Consider the following 21,076-nt stretch of genomic DNA (forward strand, 5'->3'; position numbering starts at 1 on the left):
GAGCACATCATGAGCAGTCCCCAGTCATCCCTTCCCCGACTCCGGTCCCAGCGGGCCCGCCTGATGGCGGTCCTGATGCCGATCCTCGCGGGCCTGTGGCCGGCCCCGAGACGCACCGGGGAGCGCGGCCTCAGCCAGTCCACCGAGAACGCCATCCTGCTGGTCGGAGCGGTCGCGGTGGCGACCATCGTCATCACCGCCGTCACCAGGTACGTCCAGTCCAATCTGCCCGGCTGAGGGCCTCGGCCCGCCGGGAGCGCGGACTCTCGGAGTCGGTGCAGTGGTCCCTGGTGTGGCCGGTGGTGATCCTCGCGGTGATCGGCATCGTCCAGGCGGCGGTGATCATGCAGGCCCGCTCGGCCGTCACCGAGGCGGCCCGGGCCGCGGTGCGCGCCGAGGCTCTGGTCGGGTCGCGCCCCGGCGACGCCCTGAGTGCCGCCCGCCAGGTCGCCTCCCCCTCCGGGGTCCGCGAGATCAGCGTGAGGATCAGCGAGGGCGACGGTCTGCTGCGCGCCGAGGTCACCGGCCGGGCGCCGTTCTTCCTCGACGCCGGGTCGGTCCATCTGTCCGCCGGTGCCGTGGCCGTCAGGGAGGGAACGTGATCATGCTGGTCCTCCCGATGACCACCTTGGTCTCCCCGGCGTCCCGCACCCTCGCGCGCCGGCCTGCGGCCGACCGTCAGCGCGGTGCGGTGAGCCTCGAGGTGGCCCTGCTGGTCCCGGCCCTGCTCATCCTGGCGGCGCTGACCGCCGCATCGTGGCGGGTCCACCAGGCGCGCGGGGACGCCCAGTCCGCTGCCGAGACGGCGGCCCGCGCCGTCTCGGTGGCAGCCGGTCCGGCCAGCGGACTGGCTTCTGGGACCGCGATCGCCAGGGCGGAGCTGGCCGGCACCCGGTGCCGTGAGGCCAGCGTCTCGATCAACCCCTCGGGTTTGGGGGTCCCGGTCGGAGAGTCCGGAACGGTGAGCGCCCGGATCGGCTGCACCGTGGCGATGTCCGACCTCCTGGTGCCCGGGCTGCCGGGCAGCATCCACATCTCGGCACAGGCCTCGGCCCCGGTCGACAGTCACAGGGAGCGCGGATCATGAGCACATCGGGTCATCTGCGGAAGGACGTCGGCAGGGTGCTGCGCGGACTCGCCTCCACCGCCCTGCTGGTCGCCCTGGTCCTCGGGTCACCGGCCGCCCTGACGGTCTGGGGTCGGATCGGGGAGCTGCGGGGGCTGAGTCTGGCGCGACTGACCGCACCCGACGACGGCTCGGTCCTGCTCGGCCTGGCCACCCTCGTCGGGTGGGCGGCATGGCTGGTCTTCACGGTCTGCGTGCTGGTGGAGGCGGTGGATCTGGCCAGCGGGTCGCGGGTCCGGATGCGGGTGCCCGGCCTCGGTCAGGTCCAGGGGTTGGCTGCCGGACTGCTGGTCGCCAGCATCGCCCTGATCGCCCCGGTGGGACCCGCGACGTCGACCGGCCAGCCAGCCGCGATCAGCAGGACCCTGCCCGTTGACGACTCCCCCGCCCAGGACCGGACCGCGGGGTCCGAGAACACGTCGGGGACGGCGTCGGGGAGGACCTGGGACAGATCATCTGAGGCTCTCTCCGTGGGGACGTCGGGGACGGCGTCCGAGGAGGTCGTCCAGCGGGCGTCGATGGGACGATCGGACTCGCGTCTCGCCCAACCCGCCGGCCACTCCTCCGAGAGCCGCGCGGGGGTCTGGCACCGCGTGACGGTTCAGGACTCGATGTGGTCGCTGGCCGAGCACTGGTACGGGGACGGCACCGCCTGGCGGCGGATCGTGGCTGGCAACCCGGGGCTTGACCCGGCGAACCTGCCGGTCGGACAGATCATCCTCATTCCCGGCGTCCAGGCCGGGACCACCCCTGCCCAGACCAGATCTGCGCCGACCCCTGACCCGTCCGGGGCCGCGCCCGCCTCCCCGCCGACCGCTCGACCGGCGAGAGCCCTTCCGGCCACCGGGGATCGGCAGGGACCGACGATCGTCGTGGTCGCCGGTGACACCCTCAGCGGACTGGCCCAGACCCATCTGGGCGACGCCGACCGGTGGCCGGAGATCTGGAGTCTCAACCGCGACCAGATCTCCGACCCCGACCTCATCGACATCGGCTGGAGACTGCGGATACCGGCGGTTACCGCGCCGGCGAAGCAGAGTCCGCCCTCAAAGGATGCCGGGGATGCTGGCGGGACGCCCTCACCCGCGCCGAGCAGCGCTGCACCCGACGACGCTGCCCCGAACAGCACCGATTCCGGGGACGCCGGGCCCGAGACCTCCCGCGACGCGGACACCGATGCCGCGGGAACCGATGCCGCGGATGCCCCCTCCCGTGCCGCGGCCCCGGACGCCGGATCTGCGGACCCGGAAGCCGGGACCGGCGGTGGGGAGGCGTCAACCGGGCCCACCGGGAGCGCTCAGTCGATCCCCGGAGTCCCTTCGTCGGCGGAGTCCGGGGACCACGACGGGGTGTCGGTGTCCCCCATCCGGGGGACACTGGCCGGACTCAGCCTCTTTCTGGCCGGCGGGATCGCCGGCGCCCTGGTCACCGGACGCCGACGTCAACTCTTCAGCCGGCCGGTGGGTCGACGGGTTCCGGTCCTCGGCGAGGACGCCGCCCACCTCCGGGCGGCCCTCGACACCGCGGCCGACGCGGAGCCGGAGGCCCTGCCGGACCCTGATCCCGGCGACGACCCGGCGTCCTCCGGAAGTCACGAGATGACCCCCGGGACGGTGGTGCTCGGCACCAGGTCTCCCGACGCCCAGCGGGCTGACGGCGGGATCGACGCGGACGAGCCCGTGCTGGTGGATCTGGCCGCGACCTCCGGGTGGTTCGGGGTGGCGGGATCCCCTGAGGATGCCCGGGCGATGGTCGCCGGGATCGCCCTGAGCCTCACCTGCACCTGGTGGAGCGAGGGTCTGGAGGTGGTCGCCTGCGGTGACTCGCTGTCCTGGCTGGCCCGGACCGGCAGCGAGGCCGTCACCATCGTCGACCACGACGAGGCCCTGGAAGATCTGTCCGACCTGGTGTCGTCCCACCATCCAGTGGGTCCGCAGCAGCCCGTCCTGGAACGGGTCCTGGTGATGGATGTCGCCCCCGTCGGACTCCCCGATCCGCGGCTGATCCGCAGCTTCGGGACTGTCATCGTGAGCCCTGTCCCGGGCGACTCCGCCGAGCTGGAGGGGGAGGACCTGGTCCGGGTGCACGCCGACGGCAGCGCCACACTCGGCGATCTGAGGTTCACCGCCCAACTCGTCGGCGAGCCGGTGCGCCGTGGGGTCCTCGATCTGGTCGCCACCACATCGCGCACCGACACCGAGCCGGCCCGGTGGTGGAACGGCGACGATCCCGATGCCGCCACGGGGCGACCGGAGAGCCAGGATCCTGCCGACCAGACGCCACATCCCGATCAGTTGCCGCAGGCGCCTCCCGGACCGCACCAGGTCGGTCCGCCCCCGTGGAGTCCCTCCGAACAGGGCCCACCCGGTCCCGACCCGGACGAGCCCGACCCACCCGAGTCCGGCCCTCCCAGTTCCGGCCAAACCCTGTTCAGCCCATCCCATTCCCACACAGATGCACCCCACCAGTCCACCATCAGCACCATCGGGGAGGTCACCGTGTCACACCGCAGCGACGTCCCGGACCCCGATCAGGGCGAGACCGGGACACCGGCCACCCCGATGCTGAGGCTGCTCGGCCCGGTCGATCTCATCGGGGCGAGGGGCCCCGAACCGGCCAGGTCCGTGCGCCAGTGCGTCGAGTACTGCGCCTGGATCCTGGACCATCCGGGGTCGGGCTCGGCGCGGATGCGCGAGGGGCTGATGGTCGCCGAACCGACCCGCCGCTCGAACACCTCCAGGCTGCGGAGGTGGCTGGGTCGCGACGACGAGGGCAGGCTCTACCTGCCGGACGCCTATGACGGGAGGATCCGGCTGAACGAGGCGGTCGGAACCGACTGGGAGAGACTCCAGCTGCTCATCTCCGGGGGAATCGCCGCGGCGGCGGACCGCAACCTTCGGGCCGCCCTGGATCTGGTGCGCGGAGCACCCCTGGCCGACGCCGCCCCCGGACAGTGGCACTGGGCCGAGGAGTGGCGGGTCGAGATGATGCAGACGGTCCGCGACATCGGCATCGAACTGGCCCGCCGCGCGATCGACAGCGGGGACCTCGACACCGCCCGGCTGGCCCTGGCCAGGGCCCTGGTGTGCTGCCCCGAGGACGAGGAGCTCCTGGTCTGCCGGATCCGACTGGCCGATCTGGCGGGGGAGCGCTCCGAGGTGGAACGACTGGTCTACTTGCTGTCGCGCCGGGCCAGGAAGCTCGGCGTCGACCTGTCGGAGGAGACCGTGGTGCTGCTCCAGGAGGTGATGGAGGGCCGGCCGAGGGCCCGAGTGGTGTGACCATCAGCGACGCCACAACCAGCGCCATCGTCGGGGCCGGCCCCGTGCCCGGACGGTGTGAGGTCCGTTGGCACCGCCGATGTGGGGCATCTTCGGGTCCCGGGGCGGTCAGATTCTGCCATGTCAGGACAACTACTGGGTTCGAGCTGACAATAGGGTGACGACAAGCTACACTCGATTCTGCGCAAGAGTATTTGTCCCATCAATTGAAGCTGGTAACAGACATGAGTAGCGCTGAGTCGTCATCCGTCAAGACCATCAAGAACTTCATCGGCGGGGAGTGGGTCGAGTCCACCTCCACCGAGTCGATCGATGTTCCCAACCCCTCCACCGGAGAGATCATCGCCCGGGTGCCGCTGGCCACCCGCGAGGAGACCGCCGCCGCCATCGAGAACGCCGCCGAGGCGTTCAAGACCTGGGGCAAGACCTCGGTCATCAAGCGGGCCAAGATCCTGTTCGCCCTTCAGCAGCTGCTGGAGCGCGACAAGGACGAGCTGGGCACGATCATCACCATGGAGAACGGCAAGCCCCACGCCGAGGCCGTCGCCGAGGTGGGCCGTGGCATCGAGAATGTCATGCACGCCGCCTCCATCCCCAACCTGCTGATGGGCGACTCGCTGTCGACCGTCGCGACCGACGTCGAGGTCACCAACTACCGGTACCCGATCGGCGTCACCTCCGCCATCTGCCCGTTCAACTTCCCGATGATGGTGCCGTTCTGGATGTTCCCGATGGCGATCGCCTGTGGCAACACCATGGTGCTCAAGCCCTCCGAGAAGACCCCGAACCTGATGAACAAGATCATCGACCTGACGGTGGAGGCCGGGCTTCCCGCCGGTGTCCTCAACGTCGTCCAGGGGGCCAAGGACGTCGTCAACGAGCTGCTGGAGAACCCGACCGTCAAGTCGGTCTCCTTCGTCGGCTCCGAGGGTGTCGGTCGTTACGTCTACGAGCACGGGACCGCTCACTTCAAGCGGGTCCAGGCGCTCACCGGTGCCAAGAACCACTCCATCGTGCTGTCTGACGCCGACATCGACGACGCCGTCACCAAGTCGCTGTCCGGCGGCTTCGGGTCGGCCGGCGAGCGCTGCATGGCGGGCTCGGTCATCCTCGTCGAGGACGCCGTCGCCGACGAGTTCGTCGCCAAGTTCACCCAGGCCGCCAAGGACATCGACATGGGCGACACGAACGAGGAGGACTACTACCTCGGGCCGGTCATCCGCAAGGAGAACCAGGAGCGCACCTTCAAGTACATCGAGGACGGCGTCAAGGACGGCGCCAAGCTGGTCCTCGACGGCCGCGAGGGTGTGCCCGAGGGCGGCTACTTCTGCCGTCCGACCATCTTCGAGCGGGTCAGCCAGGAGATGAGCATCTGGAAGGACGAGATCTTCGCCCCGGTGGTCGACATCATCCGCGTCAAGGATCTGCCCGAGGCCGTGGACTTCGCCAACTCCCACCACCTGGCCAACGGTGCCTGCCTGTTCACCGACTCGGCGACGGCGGTCCGCTACTTCCGTGAGAACATCGACGCCGGCATGCTCGGCATCAACCTCGGTGTGCCCGCCCCGGTGGCCTACTTCTCGTTCTCCGGGTGGAAGGACTCCTTCTTCGGAGACCTGCACGCCAACGGCAAGGACTCCGTGGAGTTCTACACCCACCGCAAGGTGGTCACCGCCCAGTACAAGCAGGGTCGCTACAACAAGTGACCTACTGAACTCAGTCGGGGCCGGTTCCGCACCGGTCCCGGCTGATGGCTTCGGCCAGGTGTCGTCCCGGCACGGATGCAGCCAAACCGCACAGAGGCAGCCAAACCGCCGAGCGGGGCCGGTCCAGCGGCGGCACGGATGCAGCCAAACCGCACAGAGGCAGCCAAAAGGCACGGATGCAGTGGAGCTCCACTGCATCCGTGCCTTTTCCCTGCATCCGCGGACGAGATGGCTCCGTCAGTGTTGAACCTTGGCGGTGTGACGCCGACAGGGACCAGTCACACCGGTGTCGACCCTACGAAGGGCCGACCCCACTGGGTCGGCCCACACGCCCCAGCCAATCAGGCCTTGGCCGCGTCGCGCGCCTTGGCGTCGCGAATGGCCTCGGCCAGGTGCATCTGCTGGGTGACGAACTCATGGACGTGGCAGACGTAGCCGTGCTCGCGGCCGAGCTTGGCAATGTAGCCGTTGATGAAGTCCACCTCGGTGGGGCGTCCCTTGGAGAAGTCCTGGTACATCGAGGGGTAGTGCAGCGGGTTGCCGACGGTGCTCACGTAGCGCACCGAGTCGACCTCCTCCTGGCGGGTGTTGATGAGCTGAATCCCGGCCCGCTCACAGGCGTCGTAGGCCTCGTCGACCAGGATTCGGGTGACCTCGTCGGACTGCTCGTAGGAGGCGAACTGGCCCATCTGTGCGCTGAACATCGTGCACAGCGTGTTGACCACGGAGTTGAAGATCACCTTGGCCATCAGGGTGCCGTACAGGTTGCGGGTGAGCTCGGGATTGAGGTGGGCCGTCTTGAAGTCCTGCTCCATCGCCAGGGTCGTGTCGTCCGGCTCCTCGGTGCAGTTGACCATGTGCATGGTGCCGGCTCCGGGGGCGCCGATGAAGTCGACGTCGCCGGGCCCGTTGAGGACGGTGGCGACCAGGGCGGTGCCGGCTACCAGCCGGTCATCGCTGAAGTACTTGCGCATCTTGTCGATGTGGCCCATCCCGTTCATCGCGGTGAACATGTACTGCTCGGGACGGAACAGGTGGGCGCAGCGCGACAGCACCTCGTCGAGCTGCATCTGCTTGACGAAGACGATCCAGACGTCCGGGGAGCCGGTGTACTCCTCGGGGGTGAACATCTTGATCGGCACCAGGTGCCGGTTCTCGTGGTCGCGGGAGACGTAGACCCCGCCCTGGCGGTGGACGGCGTCGAGGTTGGGCTGCCAGGTGTCGATGAAGTCGACGTCCAGGCCCGCGACCTCCTGGAGCAGCACGCCGTAGCGGTATCCCATGGCTCCGGCTCCGATGACTGTGTACTTCATCTCTGGCTTCCTTCTGGTGTCGGGTTGAGTGGCAGGCAAGAAAAAACCCGCCGCCCCGAAAGGGGCAACGGGATGCGCGTCGCGCTCGCCTCTTGGCGGGTGGACGCGCTAGCTAATAACCTCGCCGGTCTGTCTCACGAGTCAGACAATAGGGATCACCAAGAATGTGGGACGGCGGTCTCACCATCTGATCATTCCGGCTGGTCAGCGGACCGGAGCGGCAAGAGGGGCAAGAGGGGCACGAAGTGCCGGAACAGCCGGAGGGTCCGACGGCGCAGAGGCCGGCCCGAGGATGCGTGCCGGTCAGCGGGTCGAAACGGTCGAACGGCCCAGGACCCGGCCCCTCAGGCCCGCCGGGCCCCTCAGGCCCGCCGGGCCCCTCAGGCCCGCCCGGTCCCCCGGTCATAAAGGGACGAGCCGTGTCTCGAGGTGATCATCGCGAACAGCCCCGCGACCAGCAGATATGCCACGGCCAGACCGATCAGACGAGGATGGGACAGGCCGTGCACCGGGAGCACCAGGGCGGCCAGGGCGGCTCCGCCGACGAACATGGCGTTGTAGATCATGTCGTAGACGATGAAGACCCGGCCCTTGTAGGCGTCGTCGATGTGGGCCTGGCAGACGGTGTCCACCCCCGCCTTGAGGGACTGGGCGAACAGCCCGATGAAGAAGGAGGCCACGATGAGCGACCACCGGTTGAGCATCGCTCCCGGCAGGACCTGGACCACCGCGGTGGCGACCAGCAGGCCGATCAGACTCGCCCTCATCCCCAGGATCCGCACCACTCGCGGCATGAAGGCCGCCGACAGGACGAACCCGGCGCCCATCACCACTCCCCAGACCGCCATGTCGCCCATCGCCGCGTTGACCTCGGCCTTGGCGTGGAAGTAGTTGCGGAAGCCCAGCATCATGGCGACCGAGTAGACCCCGAAGAGCAGCCGCTGGGCCCCGATCAGCCCGAGTCCGGCGCTGACATGGGGCAGCTGCCGGAGGTGGCGGAAGCCGTCGACGATGCCGTGCAGGATCTGGGACGCCGTCCGGCTGGTGTCGGGCGCGGTGGGGCCGAGCTCGTCGCGGCCGAACCGGGTGCCCAGCAGGGCGGACAGGGCGAAGAGCACGGCGGAGATGCAGAAGATCACGGTGTCGGCGTGGTGCACCGGCATCCAGTGGCCGCCGATCACCCGGACGGCGGCGGCGATCACGACCCCGATCATCATCCCGAGGGGCCCGATAACCGGCATGATCGAGGAGGCGGTGAGGTACTCCCGGCGGTCGATGGTGTGTTCCAGTCCGGCGGTGAGGGCGGCCAGCAGGAACCGGTTGAGGCTCATCGCCACCAGCAGCAGGAGCAGCAGTGAGATGTGGGCGGGGTTCTGTCTCGCCCCTCCCCAGACCAGGACGCCGACCATCAGGGCGATGAGGCAGCGCAACCCGTCGGTGCCGACCAGGATGCGTTGACGGGGCCATCGGTCCAGGGCCAGCGAGACGAAGGGGCCGATGACGCTGAACGGCAGCATCGTGATGGCCAGCACCATGGCGATCGACCAGGCGTCCGGCTGCTGCTCGGGGGAGAGCAGGACGTAGGAGGCCAGACCGACCTGGAGGGTGCCGTCGGCGGCCTGGGTGGAGACCCGGACTCCGAGGATCCGGCGGAACCGGGGTAGCCGCCACAGTCGGCGCAGTCCCTCGTTGAAGGCCACCAGGCGTCCTCTCCGTCGACACTGCGAGATTCCTCCCGGCGAAGGGCTCGAGCACACCGATCCTAGGCGAGGCGATGGACGGGGTCGTGCGGGGTGCAGCACCCCGAAGGCCCTGCACCTTTACGGCATCGAGAAGGACCGCTACGTCGATGACGAGGAGATGTTCGACCTGGTCCACGCGATGCGGACCAGGATCGTCACCAGCCCCGCCTTCTCCGGGGAGCAGATCCTGGCGGCGATCCTCTTCGAGCAGACGATGGGCCGCCAGTTCGCCGGCCGGCCGGCGGCCGACTACCTGTGGGAGACCAAGAACGTCGTCCCCTTCCTGAAGGTGGACAAGGGACTGGCCGAACCCGCCGACGGCGTCAGGGAGATGAATCCGATCCCCGGCCTGGCCGGACTGCTGGAGAGGGCCGTGGGGGCCCACATCTTCGGGACCAAGATGCGCTCGGTGATCGACGAGGCGAACCCGAGGGGGATCGACGCCATCGTCGCCCAGCAGTTCGAGCTCGGGCATCAGATCTGCGAGGCCGGCCTGGTGCCGATCCTGGAGCCGGAGGTCACCGTCACGGCCCAGGACAAGTCCCGCAGCGAGGCTCTGCTGCTCGAGCAGATCACCAGGCGGCTGGACTCCGACCCGTTCCCCGGACCGGTGATGTTCAAGCTGAGCATCCCGACCGTCGACGACCTCTACGCGCCGCTGATCGCCAACCCCGCGGTGCTGCGGGTGGTCGCCCTGTCGGGCGGCTACAGCCGCGACGAGGCCGACGCGCTGCTGGCGCGCAACCACGGGCTGATCGCCAGTTTCTCCCGGGCGCTGTCGGAGGGGCTGTCCGACTCCCAGACCGACGAGCAGTTCAACGCCACTCTGGCGGCGTCGATCGACGCGATCTACCACGCCTCGCTCACCTGAGCGCTGGCTCGCGATGACAGCCTCGCCCCGGCTCCGCAGACAGCCCGCGGGACCGGGGCGAGGTGCGTTCGCGACATGTCAGGGCCCGACGATCCAGCCCCGCTCGGTGGCGATCAGGATCGCCTCGGCCCGGGTCCCGGCGGCGGTCTTGGCCATCGCCGCACTGAGGTGATTGCGGACGGTGCCCTCCGACAGGTGCATCCTCCCGGCGATCACCTGCACGGTCGCTCCGTCGGCCCCCGCCTCCAGCACCTCGGCCTCTCTCCTAGTGAGGGGGGACTCGCCGAACATCAGCGAGTCGGCAGCCAGTTGGGGATCGACCACCCGCAACCCGGCGTGCACCCGGCGGACCGCCTCCGCGAGCTGAGCGGCGGGGGCGTCCTTGACGATGAACCCGTGCGCCCCGCTGTCCACCGCCCGCCGCAGGAAACCGGGCCTTCCGAAGGTGGTGACCACCAGGACCTTCACGGTCGGTACCGCCTCCAGCACCTGCGCGGTGGCGGCCAGTCCGTCCAGGCCGGGCATCTCGACATCCATCAGGATGACGTCGGGTCGGGTCCGCAGGGTCTGGGCGACCACCTCGTCGCCACGGCCGACCTGGGCGACCACCCGGATGTCGCCCTCCAGCTCCAGCAGGGCGGCCATCGCCCCGCGCACCATCGCCTGGTCGTCGGCCAGCAGGACTGTGATCATGATGCGGTCAGCCTCTCACGCCGTCTCCCGCGCACGATCCTTCGAGTGAGGCCGGCCAGGAGCGGATTCCATCGCCTCGGGCCTGCCCACCACCAGCCGGAACCCGGGGCGCGCCGGGGTCCCCTCGGGTGCCGGACCGGTGCGCACCACCGCTGCCGCCTCGGCGGCGCGCTGCCGCAGTCCGGCGATGCCATTGCCCCCCGAGGAGTCTCCGGAGGACGACGCGACGCCGTCTCCGTCATCGGTCACCGTGATCGAGGTTGCGGAGAGCTCCACCCGGCAGTGCCGTGCCCCGGAGTGCCGCACGACATTGGTGACCCCCTCCCGCAGCGCCCAGGCGAACAGGGTCCGGAGGTCCTCGGGAACCTGGTCGATCGCACCGGGCAGTTCGTGACGGATCTGCGCCGCGTCCAGCATCTGGTGGGCCCGGCCGATCTCGGCGGCCAGGGACACATCCCGGTAGTCGTTGACGGTGGCCCTCACCTCGGCCAGTGCCGAGCGGGTGAGGGAGCGGACGTCGGACAACTCGGCGCGCGCCCGGAGGGGGTCGACGTCGATGAGTCTTTCGGCCAGTTCCGCCTTGACCGAGATCGCCGTGAGCGAGTGTCCCAGCAGATCGTGCAGGTCGCGGGCCATCTGGTTGCGGGTGTCGGCGATCTCCAACTCGTGCTCCCGGCGCTGGAGAAGCTCTCTCTGGTGGCGTCGTTGGGCGCCGATCCGGCCGAAGGCGGCCCCGGTTCCACCGCTCAGCACGGCAAATGCCCAACCCTGCAGGTCGGGGAAGCGGGTCCAGATCCGCAGGCTGAGGTAGAGCACCAGCGCCAGGAGCAGCCCGATCGCTGCGGTGACCCGCCATGAGAAGTCGAGCCCGATCAGGATCACCGGGTAGACGAGGAGCGCCAACCCGCCGGACCCCAGGGTGGAGATCACCACCGCCCCGCCGGCCAGCAGGATCGACAGCCAGGGCCATATCTGCCCCGCTGGCACCTCGCCGGTCTCGCGAAGCCACCCCACCGAGTACCAGCAGCCGACGGTGAAGGCGCACAGGGCGATGACGGTCGCGGTGAGGGCGATCCAGCACCTGGCGCCGCCCACCGCCAGGGCCGACTCCACGACCGAGGGCAGGCAGAGGAACCAGAAGAGGAACCACACCAGGCCCCTCGGGCTGCGTCCACCGGGAGGAAGCCGCAGCCCGCCGATGGTTCTGCTCCGACCTGTTCCCGTCATCGTCGCCCCTGTCTGCTCCACCATCCCGCGCCCAGTCATTGTGCCCTCCCCCGGGAGACGCACCACGGGCCACGGTCCCGGGATCAGACCCGAGCGGTGTCGCGGCTCATCAGCCATGCCGCACCTGAGACGAAGGCGGCCAGCCATCCGATGATGTTCACGGCCTCCCCGATGCCGAACCCTCCCGCCCCGAAGGGCACCAGGGCGAGCTGATGGATCCCCCACATCGGTGCGACCCGGGCGATGTGACCCAGCACGCTGGACGGGTCGACGGGGACGAACATCCCGCTGAGGAAGGCCACCATCACGACGGAGAGATTGGTGACCTGCATCGCACTGTCGGTGGGCAGCAGATACCCCATGAACACCCCGAAGGCGGAGAACAGGCCGGATCCGAGCCACGCCAGCAGCCCACTGAGGATCCTGATGTGGAGCGGCTGGTCGAGCCCCTTGATCACCGCGGTGACGCACACCGCCGCGATCGACAGGGCGCCGACGAGCATCCCCACGACCCCCTTGACCAGGACATATGCCACCGGCGTGAGCGGGGTGAGGCGCAGCTGTCGGCTCCAGCCGGCCGCCCGTTCCATCGAGACGGCGGTGCCGGCTCCGGTGGTGGAGATGATCGCGCCGTAGAGACCGATGCCGATCATCACCATCCCGGCCACCGTGCCGTGCCCGTAGGGGATGTGGTTGTACCTGTCGGAACCGACCATCCAGAACAGCACGACCGGCAGCAGCAGGGCCAGGATCATGGTGCGCCGGTTGCGCACCACGCGCAGCAGTTCGACACGCAGCAGGGTGGGGTTGAGACCGCCGAACGGGGGAACCGAACGGGCGGTGGAGCCGATGGCAGTCATGCGAGGACCTTCTGGTGGGAGTGGGCGAGGGGAGGGGCGCCGGCGGTCGTGCCGGAACCGATGGCGCCGGTGGTGCCGGTGGAGCTGGTGAGGGCGATGAAGGCGTCCTCGAGACCTCGGGAGGAGATGTCCAGGTCGGCGGCGGCTCCCTCCCGCAGCAGGGCCAGGGCGACCGGATCGGTGTCGTCTGCGACGACGGTGAGGGCACTGCCGAGGACCTCGACCGCCTGGAGGTCGAGTCCGCCCAGGATTCCCAGCACCTTCCCCCGGTCGATCCCCGGCTTCAGGGTGGCTCGCAGGGTACGTCCCGAGACCATCGCCCGGATCTGGGCGCCGGTGCCGTCGGCGACGATCCGTCCCGACCTCATCAGGATGATCCGGTCGGCGAACTCATCGGCCTCCTCCAGGTAGTGGGTGGCGAACAGGACGGTCCGGCCCAGCGCGGCATCGGCGTGGATGGACTGCCAGAAGCTCCGCCGGGCCTCGACGTCCATCCCGGTGGTCGGCTCGTCGAGGATCATCAGTGCGGGATCGCAGACCAGGGCCATCGCGAACCGGATGCGCTGCTTCTCCCCGCCGGAGCACTTGCGCACCTGGCGGGAGGCCAGCGACTCCAGCCCGGCCCGCTCGACCGCCTCGGCCACCCGGACCGAGTGGCTGAACAGGCTTGCGGTGATCTCGACGGTCTCCCGGACGGTGAGATCCGGGAGCAGGCCGCCGGTCTGCATCACCGCCGCGACCAGGCCGTGGGCGACCGCGTCCCGTGGTGGGCGGCCGAACACCTCGACGGCCCCTCCGGAGGGGTTCGCCAGGCCCAGGATCATGTCGATGGTGGTGGTCTTTCCGGCTCCGTTGGGGCCCAGCAGGGCCACCACCTCGCCGGGTCGGATGTCGAGGCTCAACCCGTCGACGGCGGTGACGCAGTGGCCCTGGCGGCCGCGGAATGACTTGTGCAGGTCGGCCAGATGGACGGCCGGTGATGAACTCATGGCTCCACGGTGCCCGCCGGGAGGCGACCGTACCTGGCGCGCATGTCATCATTTCGACGGTGACATTCGTCACGGGTGCGGCTCGCGGGGCGCCGGTCCCGGTCCCACCCCGAGTTCCCATCGGGGCGCAGGAGGCGAAAGGATGACCCCATGGCCATGCCGACGGACCTCGAGATCGCCCGCGCCGCCCACCTGGACCCGATCGGGGAGGTGGCGGCCCGCGCCGGGATCGACGATGAGTTCCTGGAGCTCTACGGTCGCGACGTCGCCAAGGTCTCCCTGGACGCGATCGCGGCCAACCGGGACCGCCCCCGGGCCAAGTACATCGTGGTCACCGCGATCACCCCGACCCCCCTGGGGGAGGGCAAGACGACCACCGCGGTCGGCATCGCTCAGGGCCTGGCGGCGATCGGCAAACGCTCCATGCTGGCTCTGCGGCAGCCCTCGATGGGCCCGACCTTCGGCATCAAGGGCGGGGCGGCCGGCGCCGGGTACTCCCAGGTGCTGCCGATGGAGAAGCTCAACCTGCACCTGACCGGTGACTTCCATGCCATCACCGCGGCCCACAACCTGCTCGCGGCGATGATCGACAACCATCTCCACCACGGCAACGCCCTGGACATCGAACCGCACTCGATCTCCTGGCGCCGGGTCGTCGACATCAACGACCGGGCGCTGCGCAATGTCATCGTCGGCCTGGGCAGCCGGATCGACGGCGTCCCCCGGCAGAGCGGCTTCGACATCACCGCGGCCAGCGAGGTCGGCGTCATCCTCTCGCTGGCCACCTCCCTGCACGACCTGCGCGAGCGACTGGGCCGGATCGTCATCGGCTACAACCGCGACAAGGAACCGGTCACCGCCGAGAACCTGCACGCCGCCGGGTCGATGGCCGTCATCCTCAAGGACGCCCTCAAACCCAATCTCCTGCAGACCACCGAGAACACCCCGGTCCTGGTGCACACCGGTCCCTTCGGCAATATCGCCACCGGCAACTCCTCGGTGGTCGCCGACATGGTCGGTATCGGCTGCGCCGACTACCTGCTCACCGAGGCCGGTTTCGGCTCCGACATGGGCGCCGAGCGGTTTTTCAACATCAAGTGCCGGGTCTCCGGGCTGCACCCCGACGCCGCGGTGATGGTGGCCACCGTCCGCGCCCTCAAGGTCCACTCGGGCCGGTACACCGTCAAGCCGGGCCGGCCGCTGCCCTCGGGGATGCTCCTGGACAACCCCGACGACGTGTGGGCCGGCGCTCCCAACCTGCGACGCCACATCGAGATCGTCCGCAGCTTCGGGGTGACGCCGGTCGTCGCCCTCAACGTCTTCCCGACCGACCACGCCGACGAGATCGACGCCGTCCGCCAGATCGCCGAGGAGTGCGGGGCGCACTTCGCCGCCTCCACCCATGTCGTCGACGGCGGTGCGGGGGCCGCCGATCTGGCCCGGGCGGTGGTGGCCGCCTGCGAGGAGCCGGCCCGGTTCCGCTACACCTACCGGCTCGAGGCGCCGCTGGCCGACAAGATCGAGGCGATCGCCACCCGGGTCTACGGCGCCGACGGGATCGACCTGTCGCCGGCGGCCGCCCGGGAGCTCGCCCACTTCGAGGACCTGGGCTACGGCCACTTCCCGGTGGTGATGGCCAAGACCCACCTGTCGCTGTCCCACGATCCGGCCCTCAAGGGGGCCCCGACCGGCTGGCGACTGCCCGTCCGGGAGGTGCGGGCCGCCGCCGGGGCCGGCTACGTCTACACCATCTGCGGGGACATGCGCACGATGCCGGGGCTGGCGAGCCATCCGGCGGCCGAACGGATCGACATCGACGCGGACGGCAACACGGTGGGGCTGTTCTGAGGTCGGTCCTCGGAGCCTAGACTTCGCCCATGGCCAGTCAACGCGCCGATGACGCCCGCCGACGGATCGAGCTCGAGGAGCAGGACCGTCGCCGTGAGGGTGCTGCCGCCCAGGTCCTCATCGACGGGTTCGTGGTCGCCGCCCGGGACCGGGGGATCGCCACCGAACCGCTGATCGCCCAGCTTCTGGACGGGCACACCGCCCGGACCGACCGGCACGGCTGGTACCTCAACGCCAGCCACAGCCTGGCGATCGGGGAGAACGGCGAGTACTTCCAGCTGGTGGTGGCCGGCGGCTTCAGGGAACGGCTGCGCGGGGTGAGGCTGGAGACCTCGCTGCCGCCGCTCCATGTCGGACGTGGCGGTCGCGACGGGGAGACCGGCTATCTCAAGGAGTTCCTCGCCTGGCGGTTGGCCGCCGGCTGACACGCCGGGGCGCAGCGAAGAATCTCAGGGGGTGCCGGGTGCGGTGCCCCCGGGCAGGGCGGCACGGGCCCTCCGCCGTCTCAGGATCCCGGGATGGCTGATGCCCAGGTACCAGGCCAGTCCCAGAGCGACCGCCAGGAAGACGTAGGGCATCATCTTGAGCCGGGTCTGGTTGTGGTCCTTGACCGCGACGACCTCGCTGTTGATGTCGCCGTCCTGACTGCGGTCCAGGACCAGGGTGACCTTCTGCCCCAGCGTGTAGGAGCTCGCCCTGGTGTACGGATTGCTCGTGACGGTGCGGGTCCTGCCGTCGCGCTGGTACTCGATGACCGCAAGTCGGTCGCCGGAGGGCTGGGAGACCAGGTGGAGGGGGCCCGATCCGACACTCGGCGCGTGACGGAAGCCGACCACCGTGCCCTGCACGGTGTCGCCGTGGCGCTGGAACATGTCGTAGCGGTGGCCGAGGATGAAGAACAGGCAGCTCACCGTCAGCAGATACACCACACCCAGCACGGCCAGGACACTGCGCCATTTCGTCATGCCCACCAGAGTACGACCGCGATCACTCCAGATACCCTCTGATCTCCCCGGCGTGGCGCCTCATCCTCCGGATCGCCCGGCTGCACCGCGCCCGTACCGCCTCGGCGCTCATCCGGTGCGCCCGGCCGGCCCGGTAGCTGGACATCTCCAGGACGTAGACGCTGGAGAGCAGGGGCAGCTGGGAGCGGGCCACGATCCCCAGGGCGACGGCGGCACCGAGGACGGCCAGGGCGAGCTGAGCCTGGTCGGGGTCATTCTCGACGACCGGCATGTCGTGGATCTCCCAGGGGATCTCCCGGGCGGCCAGCCGGCGCCGCGGCTGGCACACGGCGTACAGCGCGTCCAGACCGATCGTGGTGGGGACGGTGGTGGCCGGGCTCACCTTTCCGGTCCTGATCCGCAGCCAGGCCTCCGCGAGGTAGTCGTCGAGGCTGCTGCTGGGGTCCCGGCGGGCCATCCGGGTCAGCATCGGGAAGACCACCTGGAGCAGGGCCTGGCAGGCCAGACCGGCCAGCAGCCCGTCCTGCTGGGCGGCGAGCACGGTGGCACGGGCCAGCTGCGGGTCGGTGCGGATCGCGGCGGGAAGCTGGTGGGGGAGGGTTCCGGGACGCACCGGAAGGTCCGCGATGACCTCGGCGGCCCAGGGCTGGTCGACGGTGTGCAGCCACTCGTGGTGCAGGCGGTCACCGGTCGTGACGGTCATGACAACACCTCCTTGGTGTGTGTGGCATCTCAGGAGCCACACCACCAAGGAGGTGTTGTCAGACATGTTGTCGGCGGTTCGCCGGATGTATCCCGTTCGGTCCGGGTGTTGCCCGAGTCGGTCCGGGTGTTGTCAGCACCCGGAGAGGTGTTGTCCGGGACCCGCGAGGTGTTGTCATCGAGGTCCTGGTCGAGCGCACACCTACTCCTCGGCCAGAGCCTCCGTCGGGGTGGCCTTCGCCGCCCGGCGTCCCGGCAGGATCGAGGCCAGCGAGGCGGCGACGAAACAGATCGCGATCAGGCCGATAGTGGTCGGCCAGTCGACTGCGAACTTCACCGACAACGGCGCCCCGGACATCTTGAACACCGACTTGATCCCCAACCAGGCGAAGAAGCCGCCGGAGATGATGCCGACCAGCACCCCGGCCATCACCATCTGGACCGCCTCGAAGAACAGCATCAGGCGCAGCGATCCGCGCTGCATGCCCATCGCGCGCAGCAGGGCCGACTCCCGGCGTCTCTCCACCACCGACAGCCCCAGGGTGTTGGCGACCCCGATGAGGGCGATCACCACCGCCACCCCGAACAGGGTGGTCATCACGATCAGCAGGATGTTGAGGACCTGTTCGATGGCCGCTGCATAGAGGGCACCGCCGCCGAGAATCACATCGGGGTTGCGCTGTTGGATGCTGACGATCGGAGCCAGGGTCTGGGCCATATCGGTCCGCTCGGCCATTGCCGCCCAGACCGCCACGACCGGTGGCGCCTGGGTGAGCTTCGCCAGATCGGCGCTGTTCACCATCGCCACGCTGGAGTTCTCCATGGCCTTGGAGACGGTGACGGTGAGATTGAGGGTCCCCCTGGTTCCCTTGACGTCGACATGGTCACCGGTCTTGAATCCCGCATCGGCACTCATCAGCACCCGGCCGGGCGCCAGCTGATCGGCGGTCGTCGAGCTGACCGGCCGCAGCTGAGAGGCGTCGGCCCCCATCACCAGGGTGGGGGAGTCGCTGTCGCTGATGACCATCGGCGCTCCGCGCAGGGAGATCTGCGACTTGAGATTGGGCAGCTTCGAGAAGTCGGAGACGGTGGCGCTCGGCAGCGCCACCGAGGTCGCCGGTTTCGGTTCACCGGTGTTGACGTCGTAGGTGACGGCCTGTGCAGTGACGCTCAGATCGACGGGGAACTGCTCGTCGATGAGATCCAGGACGCTCTGGCGGGTGGTGGCGGTGCCGATCTGAAGGGTGACGATGATCCCCACTGCCAGCATCAGGACGCCGGTGGTCAGAGCGGTGCGCACCGGGTTGCGGACCGCATTGGCCGTTGAGAGTCTCGCGGTGGCCCCGAAGGGCCGGATCATCAGGCCCAGCCCGCGGATCACCCAGGGCACGTAGACCGGCGTCGAGAGGAGGATCCCGATCCCCAGCAGGGCCACCGATCCCATCGCCCAGGCGATGTTCCACCTGTCGACCCTCAGTGCCTGCCAGGCCAGCAGGGCGCCGGCCACCACCAGCACCGAGCTGATGATCACCAGGGCCACCGAGGTGCGCCTGGTCTCGATCGTCGGTGCTGGGCGCAGAGCCTCCAGAGGAGCGACCCGGGTGGCTCTCAGGGTGGGGACGAAGGCGGCCAGCACGGTGGCCACCACCCCGATCCCGAACTCGATGGCCAGATCGGACCAGGGCATCACCAGGCCGAACCCCAGGGCCCCGGTGTAGGCCGCCCCGGCGAGCGCGATGAGAACTCCCAGCACGATGCCGAGCAGTGATCCGATGATCCCGATGATCACCGACTCGACGAAGAACTGCCCTCTCACCTGACCGCCGGAGGCGCCGACGGTGCGCATCAGGCCGATCTGGCGGCGGCGCTGGGCGAGCAGGATGAGGAAGGTGGTGAAGATGATGATCATTCCCACCATCAGCGCTACGCCGGCGAAAACCATCAGCATGTACTTGAAGACGTCGAAATTGCCGGTCAGTGCCGTAATGCTGCGGGCCCGGTACTCATCGGCCGGGGCCACCTGGAGATCCCCGGCCCTGGTGCCTGGCTTGGCCATCCCCGGCAGCTTCGAGACGGCCGACTGGATCGCCGTCGAGACCTGTCCGGGGTCGGATCCCGGGCTGGTGGCGATCAGCCAGACCGACGGCTGGAAGCCGGCGGCAATCGGCACCGCGGGATCGACGTAGACAGTCTGGGCGAACAGCGAGCGCGGGTCGTCGCTGATCCCGCTGACGGTCAGCTCTGTGGTGCCGGAGGCGACCTTGTCGCCGACCTGGACGCCGAGCTTGCCGGCGGCCTCCTCGGACAGGGCGATCTGGGTCGGCTGGGAGGGCCAGGACCCCGAGGACAGTCCCGCCCAACGGAAGCGTTCGGAGGGCAGTCCGTAGAAGGTTGCCTGGACTGCCTTGTCATCCTTCTGGACGATCTCGTTGGTCTGCAGGGCGGGTTCGACGGCCGACACTCCCTGGACGGCCTTGATGGTGCTGGTCACGTTGGCCGGGACGATGTTCTCGCTGGTGGAGCCGAGGTCGACGACCACGTCGGCCCTGGAGGTCACCAGGGACTCCTGCTGACCCAGGGCGTTGGACTGGGTGCGGATGAACACCGAGACGCCGACCATGAATCCGATCGAGATGGCGATCGCCACCAGGGTGGCGACGTAGCGGCCCGGGTGGAAGCGGACCTCCTGAACAGCGTTGCGCAGCATCACGCCTCCAGATTCGCCATGGCGGCGCCGACCGTCTCGGCGGTCGGCGAGTCGATGTCGTCGACGATGCGCCCGTCCAGCAGCATGAGGGCCCGGTCGGAGTAGGAGGCGGCCCGCGCGTCGTGGGTGACCATGATGATGGTCTGGTGCAGATCGGTGGCGCAGTGCCGCAGGTACTCCAGCAGAGCGGTGCCGGACTTGAAGTCGAGGGCCCCGGTGGGTTCATCGGCGAAGACCACCGAGGGCTTGGCGATCATCGCACGGGCGCAGGCGACCCGCTGCTGCTGGCCTCCCGACAGTTCGGAGGGCCGGTGGTTCAACCGGTCGGCGATCCCCAGACCCTGGGTGAGCTGGTCGAACAGGGCCGGATCGGGGCTGGCCCCGGCCAGATCCAGCGGGAGCAGGATGTTCTGCCGGGCGGTGAGGGTGGGCAGCAGGTTGAAGGACTGGAAGATGAATCCCACCTCGTCGCGGCGGACCCGGGTGAGGGCCTTGTCGGGAAGCGTGCTGAGCTCCTTGCCCGCCAGCAGCACCCGGCCCGAGGTGATCCGGTCCAGTCCGGCCAGACAGTGCATGAGGGTCGACTTGCCCGATCCGGAGGGGCCCATGATGGCGGTGAAGGAGCCGCGCCGGAACTGGACGTCGACGCCGTTGAGGGCGACCACCTGGGTGGGTCCGGAACCGTAGACCTTCGTGACGCCGAGGGCCGCGGCGGCATCCTGGGCGAGGTCCTCGGGGCGGGGTCCGGCGGCCGGGGGCCCCGACTGCCAGGGCTGGGCCGCCGGATAGGGCTGGGCGGGACTCTGCTGGGCCGGGTTCTGCAGGTACGGGGAGCCCTGGGGCCCGGCCTCGCCGCGCCGTGGCGCTCCGATCGGGGCCTCGGCATCCGGGGTCTCGGCGGGTCCGACGGAGGGGTCGGGGGCGGAGGAACGGCGCGGCGGAGTCGACATGCGGCCACCCTACGGCCGCCGGTGCCGGTGGTTCTGTCGCACGGTGGCGTGGCGGCGAGATCGGCGGGGATCTCAGGACAGCCTCAGCGCACGCTC

Annotated in this window: 18 protein-coding genes; 8 read left to right on the plus strand and 10 right to left on the minus strand. The window is 69.5% G+C overall.

All coding sequences use genetic code 11. The features are described from left to right. Positions 1–9: 9 nt before the first annotated feature. The 5 genes from FEZ32_RS13900 to FEZ32_RS05275 all read left to right on the plus strand — a co-directional run bounded on the left by FEZ32_RS13900 (position 10) and on the right by FEZ32_RS05275 (position 6,113). Positions 10–237, plus strand: a complete 228-nt coding sequence (locus FEZ32_RS13900) for a hypothetical protein (RefSeq protein WP_036980342.1) — start codon at positions 10–12, stop codon at positions 235–237. Between the two features lie 53 nt (positions 238–290). Beyond that, positions 291–602: a TadE/TadG family type IV pilus assembly protein gene (locus tag FEZ32_RS13905; RefSeq protein WP_138680862.1), complete on the plus strand. Its 312-nt coding sequence runs from the start codon at positions 291–293 to the stop codon at positions 600–602. Positions 603–604: 2 nt separating this feature from the next. After that, on the plus strand, positions 605–1,087 hold the full coding sequence (locus FEZ32_RS05265; protein ID WP_244937959.1) for a TadE/TadG family type IV pilus assembly protein: 483 nt from the start codon (positions 605–607) through the stop codon (positions 1,085–1,087). Next, complete coding sequence (locus tag FEZ32_RS05270; RefSeq protein ID WP_138680121.1) at positions 1,084–4,407, plus strand: LysM peptidoglycan-binding domain-containing protein; 3,324 nt, start codon at positions 1,084–1,086, stop codon at positions 4,405–4,407. The genes FEZ32_RS05265 and FEZ32_RS05270 overlap by 4 nt, the downstream gene beginning before the upstream one ends. Positions 4,408–4,631: 224 nt before the next feature. Continuing rightward, complete coding sequence (locus tag FEZ32_RS05275; RefSeq protein WP_097798106.1) at positions 4,632–6,113, plus strand: CoA-acylating methylmalonate-semialdehyde dehydrogenase; 1,482 nt, start codon at positions 4,632–4,634, stop codon at positions 6,111–6,113. A gap of 341 nt (positions 6,114–6,454) precedes the next feature. On the opposite strand, the gene FEZ32_RS05280 is transcribed toward FEZ32_RS05275, so the two are convergent. Together FEZ32_RS05280 and FEZ32_RS05285 are read right to left on the minus strand one after the other, a co-directional pair. Beyond that, positions 6,455–7,426, minus strand: coding sequence for a ketopantoate reductase family protein (locus FEZ32_RS05280; protein ID WP_028702012.1), 972 nt, complete (start codon positions 7,424–7,426; stop codon positions 6,455–6,457). A gap of 380 nt (positions 7,427–7,806) precedes the next feature. Continuing rightward, positions 7,807–9,126 carry an MFS transporter gene (locus tag FEZ32_RS05285; RefSeq protein WP_138680122.1) on the minus strand — a complete coding sequence of 440 codons (1,320 nt, stop codon included), beginning with the start codon at positions 9,124–9,126 and terminating at the stop codon, positions 7,807–7,809. Between the two features lie 28 nt (positions 9,127–9,154). On the opposite strand from FEZ32_RS05285, the gene FEZ32_RS05290 reads away from it, so the two are divergent. Beyond that, positions 9,155–10,039, plus strand: coding sequence for a fructose bisphosphate aldolase (locus FEZ32_RS05290; RefSeq protein WP_138680864.1), 885 nt, complete (start codon positions 9,155–9,157; stop codon positions 10,037–10,039). A gap of 78 nt (positions 10,040–10,117) precedes the next feature. Here the strand turns inward: FEZ32_RS05290 and FEZ32_RS05295 are convergent, their stop codons facing one another. From FEZ32_RS05295 to FEZ32_RS05310, 4 genes are all read right to left on the minus strand, one after another. Beyond that, the gene (locus FEZ32_RS05295) at positions 10,118–10,732 is read right to left on the minus strand and encodes a response regulator transcription factor (RefSeq protein WP_138680123.1); all 615 of its coding nucleotides are present in this window, start codon (positions 10,730–10,732) and stop codon (positions 10,118–10,120) included. A 15-nt stretch (positions 10,733–10,747) separates the two neighbouring features. After that, the gene (locus tag FEZ32_RS05300; RefSeq protein WP_175415731.1) at positions 10,748–11,959 is read right to left on the minus strand and encodes a histidine kinase; all 1,212 of its coding nucleotides are present in this window, start codon (positions 11,957–11,959) and stop codon (positions 10,748–10,750) included. An 83-nt stretch (positions 11,960–12,042) separates the two neighbouring features. Beyond that, positions 12,043–12,819 (minus strand): ABC transporter permease, encoded by a 777-nt coding sequence (locus FEZ32_RS05305; protein ID WP_138680125.1) that lies wholly within the window; start codon positions 12,817–12,819, stop codon positions 12,043–12,045. Continuing rightward, on the minus strand, positions 12,816–13,808 hold the full coding sequence (locus FEZ32_RS05310) for an ABC transporter ATP-binding protein (protein WP_138680126.1): 993 nt from the start codon (positions 13,806–13,808) through the stop codon (positions 12,816–12,818). The genes FEZ32_RS05305 and FEZ32_RS05310 overlap by 4 nt, the downstream gene beginning before the upstream one ends. Positions 13,809–13,958: 150 nt before the next feature. Here FEZ32_RS05310 and FEZ32_RS05315 point away from each other — a divergent pair, with 150 nt between their 5' ends. Together FEZ32_RS05315 and FEZ32_RS05320 are read left to right on the plus strand one after the other, a co-directional pair. Continuing rightward, complete coding sequence (locus FEZ32_RS05315; RefSeq protein WP_028702016.1) at positions 13,959–15,656, plus strand: formate--tetrahydrofolate ligase; 1,698 nt, start codon at positions 13,959–13,961, stop codon at positions 15,654–15,656. A gap of 29 nt (positions 15,657–15,685) precedes the next feature. Continuing rightward, positions 15,686–16,081 carry a hypothetical protein gene (locus tag FEZ32_RS05320; protein ID WP_028702017.1) on the plus strand — a complete coding sequence of 132 codons (396 nt, stop codon included), beginning with the start codon at positions 15,686–15,688 and terminating at the stop codon, positions 16,079–16,081. A gap of 24 nt (positions 16,082–16,105) precedes the next feature. Here the strand turns inward: FEZ32_RS05320 and FEZ32_RS05325 are convergent, their stop codons facing one another. From FEZ32_RS05325 to FEZ32_RS05340, 4 genes are all read right to left on the minus strand, one after another. Next, complete coding sequence (locus FEZ32_RS05325; RefSeq protein ID WP_051238006.1) at positions 16,106–16,621, minus strand: DUF3592 domain-containing protein; 516 nt, start codon at positions 16,619–16,621, stop codon at positions 16,106–16,108. A gap of 22 nt (positions 16,622–16,643) precedes the next feature. Continuing rightward, the gene (locus tag FEZ32_RS05330) at positions 16,644–17,324 is read right to left on the minus strand and encodes a hypothetical protein (RefSeq protein WP_051238007.1); all 681 of its coding nucleotides are present in this window, start codon (positions 17,322–17,324) and stop codon (positions 16,644–16,646) included. 201 nt (positions 17,325–17,525) lie between these two features. Then, positions 17,526–20,030, minus strand: a complete 2,505-nt coding sequence (locus FEZ32_RS05335) for an ABC transporter permease (protein WP_138680127.1) — start codon at positions 20,028–20,030, stop codon at positions 17,526–17,528. Next, positions 20,030–20,980, minus strand: a complete 951-nt coding sequence (locus FEZ32_RS05340; RefSeq protein ID WP_138680128.1) for an ABC transporter ATP-binding protein — start codon at positions 20,978–20,980, stop codon at positions 20,030–20,032. Before FEZ32_RS05340 ends, FEZ32_RS05335 begins: the two co-directional genes overlap by 1 nt. Positions 20,981–21,076: the final 96 nt, after the last annotated feature.

Source organism: Acidipropionibacterium jensenii (genome assembly GCF_005890135.1).
GTDB classification, from domain to species: Bacteria; Actinomycetota; Actinomycetes; order Propionibacteriales; family Propionibacteriaceae; genus Acidipropionibacterium; species Acidipropionibacterium jensenii.